12 protein-coding genes are annotated in these 11,992 nt (G+C 66.5%); 10 read left to right on the forward strand and 2 right to left on the reverse strand.

Annotation, left to right across the window (positions count from 1 at the left end):
• Nucleotides 1-192: 192 nt before the first annotated feature.
• From RDV64_RS07780 to dnaQ, 4 genes are all read left to right on the forward strand, one after another.
• Entirely contained in the window at nt 193-1,047 is an 855-nt protein-coding gene (locus RDV64_RS07780) for a pyruvate, water dikinase regulatory protein (protein WP_309198707.1), read from the forward strand.
• A complete protein-coding gene (locus tag RDV64_RS07785; protein ID WP_309198708.1) occupies nt 1,044-1,850 on the forward strand; it encodes a shikimate dehydrogenase in 807 nt (268 codons plus the stop codon). The genes RDV64_RS07780 and RDV64_RS07785 overlap by 4 nt, the downstream gene beginning before the upstream one ends.
• Nucleotides 1,847-2,434 (forward strand): dephospho-CoA kinase, encoded by a 588-nt coding sequence (gene coaE, locus RDV64_RS07790; protein WP_309198709.1) that lies wholly within the window; start codon nt 1,847-1,849, stop codon nt 2,432-2,434. Before RDV64_RS07785 ends, coaE begins: the two co-directional genes overlap by 4 nt.
• An 86-nt stretch (nt 2,435-2,520) precedes the next feature.
• A complete protein-coding gene (gene dnaQ / locus RDV64_RS07795) occupies nt 2,521-3,234 on the forward strand; it encodes a DNA polymerase III subunit epsilon (protein ID WP_309198710.1) in 714 nt (237 codons plus the stop codon).
• A 37-nt stretch (nt 3,235-3,271) separates the two neighbouring features.
• Here dnaQ and RDV64_RS07800 read toward each other — a convergent pair whose 3' ends face one another.
• Complete coding sequence (locus RDV64_RS07800; RefSeq protein WP_309198711.1) at nt 3,272-5,248, reverse strand: thioredoxin domain-containing protein; 1,977 nt, start codon at nt 5,246-5,248, stop codon at nt 3,272-3,274.
• A gap of 17 nt (nt 5,249-5,265) precedes the next feature.
• Between RDV64_RS07800 and mnmE the strand changes: the two genes are divergently transcribed.
• From mnmE to RDV64_RS07830, 6 genes are read left to right on the forward strand one after another with little or no spacing between them, the layout of a single operon-like run.
• Entirely contained in the window at nt 5,266-6,558 is a 1,293-nt protein-coding gene (gene mnmE, locus RDV64_RS07805; RefSeq protein WP_309198712.1) for a tRNA uridine-5-carboxymethylaminomethyl(34) synthesis GTPase MnmE, read from the forward strand.
• A gap of 60 nt (nt 6,559-6,618) precedes the next feature.
• On the forward strand, nt 6,619-8,475 hold the full coding sequence (gene mnmG, locus RDV64_RS07810) for a tRNA uridine-5-carboxymethylaminomethyl(34) synthesis enzyme MnmG (RefSeq protein ID WP_375143799.1): 1,857 nt from the start codon (nt 6,619-6,621) through the stop codon (nt 8,473-8,475).
• On the forward strand, nt 8,472-9,110 hold the full coding sequence (rsmG, locus tag RDV64_RS07815) for a 16S rRNA (guanine(527)-N(7))-methyltransferase RsmG (RefSeq protein WP_309198714.1): 639 nt from the start codon (nt 8,472-8,474) through the stop codon (nt 9,108-9,110). Before mnmG ends, rsmG begins: the two co-directional genes overlap by 4 nt.
• Before the next feature lie 2 nt (nt 9,111-9,112).
• Nucleotides 9,113-9,904, forward strand: a complete 792-nt coding sequence (locus tag RDV64_RS07820) for a ParA family protein (protein WP_309198715.1) — start codon at nt 9,113-9,115, stop codon at nt 9,902-9,904.
• Nucleotides 9,904-10,815: a ParB/RepB/Spo0J family partition protein gene (locus RDV64_RS07825; protein ID WP_309198716.1), complete on the forward strand. Its 912-nt coding sequence runs from the start codon at nt 9,904-9,906 to the stop codon at nt 10,813-10,815. Before RDV64_RS07820 ends, RDV64_RS07825 begins: the two co-directional genes overlap by 1 nt.
• Nucleotides 10,815-11,255: an isoprenylcysteine carboxylmethyltransferase family protein gene (locus RDV64_RS07830; protein ID WP_309198717.1), complete on the forward strand. Its 441-nt coding sequence runs from the start codon at nt 10,815-10,817 to the stop codon at nt 11,253-11,255. The genes RDV64_RS07825 and RDV64_RS07830 overlap by 1 nt, the downstream gene beginning before the upstream one ends.
• On the opposite strand, the gene RDV64_RS07835 is transcribed toward RDV64_RS07830, so the two are convergent.
• Complete coding sequence (locus RDV64_RS07835) at nt 11,252-11,938, reverse strand: YggS family pyridoxal phosphate-dependent enzyme (RefSeq protein ID WP_309198718.1); 687 nt, start codon at nt 11,936-11,938, stop codon at nt 11,252-11,254. The two genes, RDV64_RS07830 and RDV64_RS07835, sit on opposite strands and share 4 nt — an antisense overlap.
• Nucleotides 11,939-11,992: the final 54 nt, after the last annotated feature.

The following is an 11,992-nucleotide window of genomic DNA, read 5'->3' on the forward strand; positions in this document are numbered from 1 at the left end:
GTAACCGTGTGGAATGGTGCTGAAAAACCGCGAGCCGGTCGCATCCGTGCAACGTTCGAACGCGTCTTTTCCACCGCACTTGCCCGTTGGATGAAGTGGTGGACGGCGGAAGGGGTTGTTCACACCCTTGCGCCGCAAGCCCGGTGACGGCACGAGTTGTTCAATATTCCTCCCCAGGTTGAGGTGGTGGCTGTGAACCGTAAACGCACATTCGTGCACGTTCATCTCGTGTCCGATTCCACGGGCGAAACGCTGATGACGGCGTCGCGCGCGGCCGTCGCGCGCTACGAGGAGGTGGAGGCGATCGAGCACATCTATCCCCTCGTCCGCTCCGACCGTCAGATCGACCGTGTGCTGTCGGAAATCGAGGATGCGCCGGGCATCGTCATGTTCACGCTGGTGGACCCGCAGGTGCTGGAACGCTTGCAGGCCAAGTGCGGCGAGCTGGGCCTTCCCTGCATCGACGTGCTGGACCCGCTGGTGGCGGTGTTCCAGTCCTACCTCAACGTCCAGAAGGCGGCGCGGGTGGGGGCGCAGCACTCGCTGGATGCCGGGTATTTCCGCAGGATCGAGGCGCTCAACTTCGCCATGCGGCACGACGATGGCGCCCTGCCCGACAACATAGATGACGCCGACGTCGTGCTGGTGGGCGTATCGCGCACGTCCAAGACGCCCACCTCGATCTATCTCGCGAACCGCGGGGTGCGCACCACCAACCTGCCCATCGTCACCGGCCTTGCCATGCCGCCCAACATCTTTCAGGCGAAGACGGCGCTGGTGGTGGGCCTCACCGCTTCCCCCGAGCGGATTGTGGCCTTGCGTGAAAACCGCGTCCTGACCATGAGCAACGAGCAGATCTCGTCGGCCTACGTCAATCGCCAGGAAGTCGCCAAGGAGATCACGTTCGCCCGCAAGCTCTGCGCCGAAAACGGCTGGCCGCTGATAGATGTGACACGCCGCTCCATCGAAGAGACCGCCGCTGCCATCGTCGCGCTCCTGACCGACAAGCGGCACGACCGATCCGCCCTGTCGGACGCCTACGAATGATCCGGGTGGGTGTCGCCGGGTGGCCGGTCAAGCATACGCGTTCGCCGGCCATCTTCGCGCACTGGTTCGAGCGCTACGGCGTCGATGCCCGGTATGAGCTGATCCCGGTTGCACCGGAGGATGCCGATTCCTTTTTCGCCGAGCTGCCGGCAGAGTGGGCCGGCGTGAACGTCACCGTGCCGCACAAGCGCACGGCGGCGGCCCACATCAAGCTGGAAGGGGCCGGTGCGCGGCTTGGCGTCGCCAACACGTTGTGGCGGGCAGACGGCGTGGTGTGCGGGACATCGAGCGACGGTCCCGGCTTTGTCGCCAGCCTCGATGCCGCGGCGCCCGCCTGGCGGGACAGCAATGCCCCCGCGCTCATTCTGGGCGCAGGCGGGGCAGCTCTTGCCATTGCAGACGCGCTGCGCGCCACCGGCTGCGCGGTAACGGTCGCCAACCGCACGCTCGCCAAGGCAGAATCAATTGCGGCCAGCACCGGGGCCGCCGCCATTCCCCTGACAGACCTTGCGGACGCGATGGCGGGTTGCGGCGTCTTCATCAATGCCACCACCCGCGGGATGGCCGGCATCGACCCGCTCGACATCGATCTGTCCCCCCTCCCCGCCTCGGCAGTGGTGGCGGACATTGTGTATAATCCGCTGGAAACCGCTTTGCTGGCGGCGGCCCGTTCGCGTGGCCTCGTGGCGGTCGACGGTCTCGGAATGCTGCTCCATCAGGCAACTCTGGGCTTTGAGCGCTGGTTCGGCATCAAGCCGGAGGTGGACGCGGCGCTGCGGGCCAAGGTCGTGGCAACGCTGTGATCCGCCTTGGCCTGACGGGCTCCATCGGCATGGGCAAATCCACCACGGCTAAGATGTTCGCCGACTGCGGCGATGCCGTGATCGATGCCGACGCCATCGTTCACGCCCTTTATGCCGGGCCCGCGGTGGATGCAGTGGAGGCGGCCTTTCCCGGTACCGCCAGAGATGGCGCCATCGACCGCAAGGCTCTGTCGGCTGCCGTGCTCGGCGACCCCGCAGCGCTGAAGCGGCTCGAGGCCATCGTCCACCCCATGGTGCGCGAAGAGCAGGCCCGCGCGCTCGAAAAGGCACAGGAAAGCGGCGCCCGCATTGCGGTGATCGACGTGCCGCTCCTGTTCGAAACCGGGCGTGACGAGGAGATGGACGCCATTGCCGTCGTATCCGCCCCGGCCTCGGTGCAGAAGGTGCGCGTCATCACCCGCCCCGGCATGACGGCGGAAAAATTCGAGGCGATCCGCGCCAAGCAGATGCCGGACGCGGACAAGCGCCGCCGCGCCCACTTCATCATCGACACGGCGCACGGCCTGGCTGCCACCCGCGCCGAGGTGGGTGCTGTCCGCCGCGCCCTTCTGCAGTTCGGTTAAGGCGGCAATAACATCGGGGAGCGCGGGGCAGACGGCTCCACGCCCGCGCCCCGATGTGGCATATTGGGGCGGACCGGGAGAGCACCTTGCGCGAGATCATCCTCGATACCGAAACCACGGGCCTCAACGCCAATGGCGGTGACCGCGTTGTCGAGATCGGCGCGGTCGAGGTTCTGAACGCCATTCCCACCGGCAACACGTTTCACGTCTACATCAATCCCGAGCGCGACATGCCGGACGAGGCGTTCCGCGTCCACGGCCTGTCCGCCGAATTCCTGGCCGACAAGCCGAAATTTGCCGAGGTCGCAGCCGGGTTCGCTGCCTTCCTGGGCGACGACAATCTGGTCGCCCACAATGCCAGTTTTGACGTGGGCTTTCTCGACGCAGAGCTTGCGCGCTGCAACCTGCCCACCATCGGCCAGCATCAGGTGGTGGATACGCTGCAGATCGCCCGTCGCAAGCACGGCGGTCCCAACTCGCTGGATGCGCTCTGCTCGCGCTACGGCGTGGACGCCTCCCGCCGCACCAAGCATGGCGCCTTGCTCGACGCCGAACTTCTGGCCGAAGTCTACCTGGAACTCACCGGCGGCCGGCAGGCGACGTTCGTGCTGGGCGCGGACAGCGGCCGCAGCAATTCCGGCGGCATCGCGGTCAAGCACCCACCGCGACCCGCCCCGCTCGCGCCCCGGCTCACCGAGGCAGAGCGCGAGGCCCACGCCACTTTCATGGCGACCTTCAAGTTCTCCATATGGAAAGATCTTGACGATTCCGAAGATACACCACGTATCGCAGCAGAATAGACTGCTTTATCAAACGAAATTTCAAGTAAAATTCTCACTATAACTGCGCGCGCCATAGTGTCTGGCGCAGTGCTTCATCATCGCCCGTCGGCAGTGAGCATACACCGCTGCGGCAGACGATTGCTTCGCCCGCGGGCAATGCAATGCCGTCTGCCGGGGAGCCTGGCGGGGCCGCCTCCACCGCAATGGCAGCCGGGTGCCCGGAGCCGCGAACAGCCGCCAGCAGCCGCGGCGCACCGAGGGCGGTGACGGTGGCCAGCCGCTCAAGCTGATCCTGCCCGTTGAAGAGGCTTGCGCAGCCGAACACATTTTGTGCCGCCGCGCGGGCATGGGCGCGCAGGATCCGCAGCGCGATGCTCTCGAACCGTTCGTCTCCGGTGAGGGTCCAGAGGGTGGCCAGGTTCTTGACCATCAGCCCGTTGGCGTTGGGGACGGCTTCGTCCATCGGCGAATCCGGCCGCACGATCAGCGCCGGTGCGTCGTCCGCCGTCCAGTGGTAGCCGCCATGCTCGGCCACATGGTGCGTCTCCAGCGTATCCACCCACGCGATCGCATCCGTAAGCAGGGCCGTGCCGTCGCCGACCCCGGCCGCATGAAGCGCCAGCGCCGCATGAATCATCCCGGCATAATCGAGCGCAAACCCCTGGGTCGACCGCGCTTCGCCGCGCACCGCATGAACCAGCCGTGCCCCGCTGCCAAACGTCGCCTTCGCGGCGGCATAGGTGTCCGCGGCGCGGTTCTGCCACGCGGGCTCAGCAAGCGAAGCGCCGGCTTTGGCGAGGGCGGCAATCATCAGTCCGTTCCAGTCGGCGAGGAGCTTGTCGTCGCGGCCGGGGCGCGGGCGTGTCTCGCGGCGCGCGAGGAGTGCCTGCCGGCTTTGCGCCAACGCGTCTTCGGTGGCGGGATCACCCAGCGTGTCGGTGGCGAGGCGGTTGAGCACATTGGTGCCCTCCCAGTTTCCCCCCGGCGTCACGGCGTAAGCGGCCATGAACGCCTCCGCCTCCGCGCCCAGCACCTCGGCAATTTCGGCAGCGGACCAGACGTAGAACCGCCCCTCCTCGCCCTCGGAGTCCGCATCGAGGCTGGCGGCGAACAGCCCGTCCACGGCCATCTCCCGCTCGGCCCATGCGATGGTCTCGGCAATCCGCGCGCGATAGAGCGGATCGCCGGTTACACAAAACGCGTCGCTCATCAGGCCGATCAGCTGGGCGTTGTCGTAGAGCATTTTTTCAAAGTGCGGGACCAGCCAGCGCTCATCCACCGCATAGCGGGCAAAACCGCCGCCCACATGGTCATAGATCCCGCCCATGGCAATGCGGTTGGCCGAGCGCAGCACTGCATCGCGATAAGCCTCTTCGCCGGACCGCGCGTAGGCCCGCCAGAGCACCTCGAACAGCCCCGCATTGGGAAATTTCGGCGCACCGCGTGTCCCGCCGTGGACCGGGTCGATCACGGTCAACAACTGCCGCGCGGCCTTCTCGGGCGCATCCGCCGGCAGTTCTCCCGGCGCCTGGGTCTGCATCAGATGCTGCCGCAGTATTTCGGCATTTCCGCTCACAATCTCCGCGCCGGCCGCGTAGGAGTCCGCGACGGCGGTCAGCACGTCCACAAAGCGCGGGCGGCCGAAGCGGGCGACATTCGGAAAATAGGTGCCGCCATAAAAGGGTTCGGCCTTTTCGGTCAGAAACATGGTCAGCGGCCATCCGCCCTGCTCGCCCGTGGCGTGGAGCGCTGCCATATAGATCTGGTCGATATCGGGCCGTTCTTCGCGGTCGACCTTGATGTTGACGAAGCGCTCGTTCATCACGCGCGCAGTATCCTCGTCCTCAAAACTTTCGTGGGCCATCACGTGGCACCAGTGGCACGCGGCATAACCGACGGACAGGAGAATGGGCTTGCCGGATTTTTCTGCGGTGGCAAGGGCCTCGTCGCACCAGGGCCACCAGTCAACGGGGTTGTTTGCGTGTTGCAACAGATAGGGGCTCGCCGAGTGCTTCAGCCGGTTTTCCGTCATGCGTCGGGCTCTCCATCGTGACACGCTTCACGGGTACCATAGTGGCGCTTTCGTCCGGTCCGCCACCCAGCGGGATCGCGATCCTGCGCATTTCCGGGCCGGACGCGATGGCTGTGGCACAACGCTTCGGCACGCCCGCTCTGCCGCCGCGCCGCGCGACGCTGCGGACCCTCACCGCACCGTCCGACGGCGCGGTGATCGACCAGGCCCTCTGCCTCGCCTTTCCCGGTCCCGCCAGCGCCACCGGCGAAGACATGGTCGAGTATCATTGTCACGGCAGCCCTGCGGTGGTGGACCGGATGCTGACCGAGGCCGTCGCCCTCCCCGGTGTGCGCGTTGCCGAACCCGGCGAGTTCACCATGCGGGCCGTCCTGTCCGGCCGCATGGGCCTTGCCGATGCAGAGGCGCTGGCCGAACTCATCGACGCCCGCACGGAGGCAGAACGGCGCCGGGCAGTCCGGCTGGCTGGCGGTGCCCTCACGTCGGCGATCAGTGGCTGGCGCGCCGCTCTCATTGCAGCGCTTGCCCTGTGCGAGGCACATATCGACTTTGCGGACGAAAGCGACATTCCTGATGGCGGCCCCCCGGTGGAACAGGCCATCGCCCCCGTCGCCGCAGAAATTGCCGCGGCTCTTGCTGGCAGCCGTGATGCCGACAAGCTGGCGGACGGCTTCCGCATCGTCCTCGCTGGTCCGCCGAATGCTGGAAAATCCAGCCTTATCAACGCGCTCGCCGGTCGCGCTATTGCGCTGGTATCAGACGAGCCAGGCACCACGCGCGACGTTGTGGCCACCACGCTGGACCTTGGCGGCTACCGTGTGGTGATTGCGGACACTGCGGGCGTGCGTGAGGGCGCGGCCGGGGTGGAGGCGATGGGCATTGCCCGCACCCGCGCGGAGATTGAGGCTGCGGACTTCATTGTCGAAGTCACAAGCCCGGACACCATCCCCCTCAGACTCCCTTCTGCCGACCTCCGGATCGCCCACAAGTCGGACCTCCGCCCCGCCGATGCCGACCTTGCCACCAGCCTTGCAGATCCCGCATCCATAGAAGCGCTGGCAGCCCGCCTGACAGAAGCGGCGGCGAGAGGCATGGCCGGATCGGAAGCCGCGCTCATCACCCGTGCTCGCCAACGCTCAGCGTGTGAAGAGATTGCGGCGGCGCTGGCAGAGGCGACGGACTCGCCCCATCTTGAGATGAAGGCAGAGGCGCTCCGGTCGGCTTGTCATGCCGTCGGACGCTTGACAGGAGACATCGGGGTGGAAGACATCCTCGATGATGTGTTCGGTCGGTTCTGCATCGGTAAGTGATTGCAGCCCGTGTTTCACGTGAAACATCCGGCGCCGGTATCTGGATCGTCCAGTCGAGGAATGTTCCACGTGAAACATGATGTGGTGGTTGTCGGTGGTGGTCATGCCGGGTGCGAGGCGGCGCTGGCGGCTGCGCGCGTTGGCGCGAAGGTCGCCCTCCTCACCCTTGATCCGGATGCGACCGGCCGCCTTTCTTGCAACCCGGCCATCGGCGGCATCGGCAAAGGTCATCTCGTGCGAGAGATCGACGCGCTGGATGGCGCCATGGGCCGCGTTGCCGATGCGTCAGGCATCCAGTTTCGCCTTCTTAACCGAAGCCGCGGGCCTGCCGTGCGAGGCCCCCGCGCGCAAGTCGATCGCGCCGTTTATCGCGCCGAGATGCAAGCCACCATCGCCGCCGCGCCGGGGGTGAGTGTCGTAGCCGGCGAAGCGGCCGACCTTGTGGTGGACGGCGGCGTGGTCTGCGGAGTTGTGCTGGCGGATGGCACAGTGCTGAATGCGGCCGCCGTTGTGCTGACCACCGGCACCTTCCTAGGCGGCATCATTCACCTTGGCGACAAGCGTTGGCCTGCGGGTCGCATGGGCGAAGCCGCCGCGTCCAGGCTGGCAGAGCGCCTGCGGGCGGCGGACCTTCCCATGGGTCGTCTCAAGACGGGCACCCCGCCTCGCCTCGCGGCCTCGACCATCAATTTCAGCGATCTTCCCGAGCAACTGGGTGACGATGACCCGTCCTTCTTTGCCGAAGAAACAACGCGCACGGCCATTGCGCAGCGGCCCTGCCACGTCAGCCGCACCACGGAAGCGACGCACGCGCTGATCCGCGCCAACCTTCAGCGGTCCGCCATGTATGCCGGGCACATCACCGGGGTGGGGCCCCGCTACTGCCCCTCCATCGAAGACAAGGTTGTGCGATTTGCCGACCGCGACAGCCATCAGATCTTTCTGGAGCCGGAGGGGCTGACGAGCGATCTCATCTACCCCAACGGGATTTCCAACTCACTGCCGGAGGACGTTCAGCTGGCGATGGTCCACTCCATGCCCGGCTGCGAAAACGCTGCCATCGTGCAGCCTGGCTACGCCATCGAGTACGACATGATCGACCCGCGCGCGCTGGACCCGACGCTGGAGGTGCGCGCATTCCCCGGCCTCTATCTGGCGGGCCAGATCAATGGCACGACGGGCTACGAGGAAGCCGGGGCGCAGGGGCTGATGGCGGGGCTCAACGCAGCCCGCCGCGCCGGCGACAGCGATGGCGTGGCGCTGTCGCGCCGCGATGCCTACACCGGCGTGATGATCGACGATCTCATCTCCAACGGTGTCGACGAGCCTTACCGCATGTTCACCTCCCGCGCCGAGCACCGCCTCACCCTCCGCGCGGACAATGCGGCCGACAGGTTGACTGCGTGGGGCGATACGGTCGGTCTGGTGAGTGCCGGTCGGATGGCGGCTCTGCGCGAGAAGGAGCGCCTCAAGGCCGAGGCGCTGTCCGCACTCGCGGCGCTCACGCTCACACCGCAGCAGGCGGCTGCCCACGGCATCCGCTTCAAGGAGGACGGCAAGAAGCGGACGGGGACGGACATTCTCGCCCACGAAGAAGGTGGATGGCCCGCGGTCATCGCCCTTGCCCCCGCCCTTGGCGCCCTCCCCCGTGCCGTGCGGGAAACCGTCTTTGCCGATGCGCTCTACCGGGTCCACACCGAACGCCAATCGCGCGAAGCCGCAGGGGAAGCCGCTTCCGACGGAATCCGCATTCCACCCGTGCTGGTGGGCGCACCAATCCCCGGCTTGTCCACCGAACTGCAACAGAAGCTCGCGGCCCGCCGTCCCGCCACCATCGGTGAAGCGCGCCGGATTTCGGGAATGACGGCTGCCGGTCTTGCACTCATTGCCGCTCATGCTCGGCGGGCGGCTGCATGAACGGGTCCGTCAAAACCCCAAGCGCGGAAGAACAATCCGCCCGCGAGAAAATCCGGGCGGTGCTGGAGCCAGCGCGTTTTGACCTTCTGGAAAGGTTTGTGGGCGCATTGGATCAGTGGGGCGCGGTCTCCAACCTTGTCAGCGCGGCGGACCGCGAGCGGATCTGGGCCCGCCACATTGCCGACAGCCTTCAGGTGGTGGCGCTGGCAGAGGGGCGCGGCAGGCGTTGGATCGACCTTGGTGCAGGCGCCGGTTTTCCGGGTCTGGTGGTCGCCATCGCAAGGCCGGAGACGGTAATGACGCTGGTGGAATCCAACCGCAAAAAGGCCGCGTTTCTCCTGCGCGTGGTGGCCGATTGCGGGCTCGATGCGAAGGTGGAGCCGCACCGGGCCGAAGCGCTGGCGGCGGACACCTACGACGTGGTCTCGGCGCGCGCGCTGGCGCCTCTCCACAAGCTATTGGCGCTGTCCGAGCCGTTTTTCGGGCCTGACACGCTGGGGCTCTTTCCAAAGGGCCGGGACGCTGGCACTGAAATCGAGGCGGTCTCGGACCATCGCTTCGATGTGACAGCGCACCCGAGCCAGACCGATCCGGACGGTGCCGTCCTTGCCGTGACCAACCTTGTGAGGGTGTAACGATGCTGCCACCACGGCCCCGCGTCATTGCCGTCGCCAACCAGAAGGGCGGCGTGGGCAAGACCACCACGGCCATCAACACCGCCACCGCGCTGGCGGCGCTGGGTGAACGCGTCCTCCTGATCGACCTTGACCCCCAGGGCAATGCCTCCACCGGCCTCGGCATCCACTCCGACGACCGCCCCGTCAGCACCTACGATGTTCTCACCCGTGATGCGACGCTGGCCGAAGCCATCCGCGAGACGTCCGTCCCTCACCTCTCGCTGGCCCCCGCGACGATGGATCTCCTGTCGATCGACATCGAGCTATCGGGCGAGAAAGACCGTGCGGTCCGCCTGCGCGAGGCCATCGCGTCGCTGCCCGAAGGCCCGCGCTACGTTGTGATCGACTGCCCGCCGTCGCTCACCATGCTCACGGTCAACGCGCTCGCGGCGGCCCACGCAATTCTGGCGCCGCTTCAGTGCGAATTCTTTGCGATGGAAGGCCTGTCGCAGCTGATGCGGACCATCGGGGAAGTTCGTGAAAGCGTTAACCCGGAGTTAAAGCTGCACGGCATCGTCATGACCATGTACGACGCCCGCAACAACCTCGCCAATCAGGTGGTGGCGGACGTTCGGGCGCATATGGGCGATATGGTTTACGAAACGATGATCCCGCGGAACGTGCGCCTTTCGGAGGCGCCGTCCTATGGCAAGCCCGCGCTCCTTTACGACCTGAAGTGCGCCGGCAGCCAGGCCTATCTCCGCCTGGTGTCCGAACTCATCGACCGCGAACAGAAGATGGGAGTTGCCTGATGGCGAACGCCGAACAGAAGGCTGAGGGCGACGCCAAGGCGAGCGCCCGGCCCGACACGCGCAAGCGGCTCGGCCGCGGCCTGTCCGCGCTGCTGGGCGATGCCGACACGCCTGGTGCCGGGCCCCAGCGCGAATCGAAAAACTCCAAGCAGGTGCCGATCGAATCGCTGGCGCCCAACCCGCATAATCCCCGCTCCAGTTTCGAGGATGAGCCGCTGGAGGAGCTGGCGCAGTCCATTGCCCGCCACGGGATGATGCAGCCCATTGTGGTGCGGGTGGTCGACGGGCACTACGAAATCATCGCCGGTGAACGGCGCTGGCGTGCGGCGCAGCGCGCCGGGCTTCACCAGGTGCCGGTGCTGGTGCGCAACGTGACGGCGGGAGAGGCGCTTGAGCTGGCGCTGATCGAGAACATCCAGCGCGAGGGACTGAATTCCATCGAGGAGGCGAACGGCTACCAGCGTCTGATGGCCGAGTTCAGCCACCGCCAGGAGGACCTTGCCAAGCTGATCGGCAAGAGCCGCAGCCATGTGGCCAACACGCTCCGCCTTCTCAATCTGCCGCCGTCGATCCGCGCCAGCGTTGCCGACGGGTCCCTCACCGCAGGGCACGCCCGCGCCTTGATTGGCGCCGATAACGCCGAGGCGCTGGCGGATGAAGTGATCAGCCGCGGCCTTTCGGTGCGCGCCACGGAGGCGCTGGTGGCCGCCCAGGCGAACCGCGTGCCGAAGGAGCCCAAACCGAAGCCTGCGGACGACGCCAACACCCGCGCCCTGACCAAGCGCCTGACCGACAGGCTCGGCTTGCCCGTCAAGCTTGCCCACAACGCGGATGAAAGCGGCACGCTCACCATCCGCTATACCTCGCTCGACCAGCTCGACGAGGTCTGCCGGATGCTCGGCGAAAGCTGATGGCGACCATGCGGATCTGGCCGCCGGTGTGGACCGCGCTGTTCATTGCGCTGGCATTTGCCGCCGCGCAGTTCTGGCAGTTCGGCAATGCGGAAACCATTTTTGTCGGCTGGCTGCTGATCTCGCTCAGCGTCGTCATCTCGCTGTGGTCGGTCTATGTGCTGCGCAAATCGATGACGACGGTGCTGCCCGACCGCGAGCCTGCCGCGCTGGTGACGCGCGGCCCCTTCGCACTCAGCCGCAATCCGATCTACGCGGCCGATTGCCTTGCTGTCGTCGGTTTCGCGTTTGCCTTCCGGCAACCGTTCGCGGCACTGCTCGCCATTCCCCTGGGAATGATCCTCCAAAGGGCCTTTATCCGCACCGAGGAAGAGCGTCTCTACAAGGCGTTCGGCCGTGTCTACCAGGCTTATGCCAGCAACGTCCGCCGCTGGCTCTAGCGGATCGGCGGCCGGCTGCCGAAGATTGCAGACCCGACGCGGACCCACCGCGCCCCGTGGGCGATGGCCTCGCGGTAGTCGCCCGACATGCCCATTGACGTGTCGCTGAGGCCGCAGGCGGCTGTGAGGGCCGTCAGAGCCTCGAAATAGGGACCGGGGGGGTGGTCGGCCGGGGGGATGGCCATGAGGCCGTCGACCGTCAGCCCCAGCGCCCGGCAGCGCTCCACCAGCGCTGCCGTCTCGTCCGGCAAGGTGCCGGCCTTCTGCGGTTCGTTGCCGATGTTCACCTGCACAAGGCAGCGCGGCATCCGGCCCACGCTGTCGGCGGCCTTGGCGATGGCGTTCGCGATCTTCTCGCGGTCGACGCTCTGGATCACGTCGAACAGCTCCACCGCGTCTTTGGTCTTGTTGGATTGGAGCGGGCCGAGAAGATGCAGCTCAATGCCGTCAAATTCCTCACGCAGCGCGGGCCACTTGCCCCCGGCCTCCTGCACGCGGTTCTCGCCGACCATCCGCTGGCCAGCCTCCAGCGCAGGGCGGATGTGGTCCGCATCGAAGGTTTTCGTCACGGCCACCAGATCGACCGGATCGGCCCGGCCAGCGGCTTCCGCAGCCTCGGCAATCGACTGGCGCACGGCTGCCAACCGTTGCGCGACTTCCTCACCGACACGATGTTCGCTCATAGAGTGGTTGTTCCAACATTGACCGTGGGCAAAAGCTCACCCATGGTCCGCCCC

Source organism: Acuticoccus sp. MNP-M23, from assembly GCF_031195445.1.
Lineage (GTDB): Bacteria > Pseudomonadota > Alphaproteobacteria > Rhizobiales > Amorphaceae > Acuticoccus.

Bases quoted from the DNA above. Each gene is read 5' to 3' on its own strand.
- mnmG (WP_375143799.1), top strand. From the start codon at position 6,619: ATGTTCCACGTGAAACATGATGTGGTGGTTGTCGGTGGTGGTCATGCC.
- RDV64_RS07830 (WP_309198717.1), top strand. From the start codon at position 10,815: ATGGCGACCATGCGGATCTGGCCGCCGGTGTGGACCGCGCTGTTCATT.
- RDV64_RS07800 (WP_309198711.1), bottom strand. From the start codon at position 5,248: ATGACGGAAAACCGGCTGAAGCACTCGGCGAGCCCCTATCTGTTGCAA.
- RDV64_RS07825 (WP_309198716.1), top strand. From the start codon at position 9,904: ATGGCGAACGCCGAACAGAAGGCTGAGGGCGACGCCAAGGCGAGCGCC.
- RDV64_RS07820 (WP_309198715.1), top strand. From the start codon at position 9,113: ATGCTGCCACCACGGCCCCGCGTCATTGCCGTCGCCAACCAGAAGGGC.
- RDV64_RS07835 (WP_309198718.1), bottom strand. From the start codon at position 11,938: ATGAGCGAACATCGTGTCGGTGAGGAAGTCGCGCAACGGTTGGCAGCC.
- rsmG (WP_309198714.1), top strand. From the start codon at position 8,472: ATGAACGGGTCCGTCAAAACCCCAAGCGCGGAAGAACAATCCGCCCGC.
- RDV64_RS07785 (WP_309198708.1), top strand. From the start codon at position 1,044: ATGATCCGGGTGGGTGTCGCCGGGTGGCCGGTCAAGCATACGCGTTCG.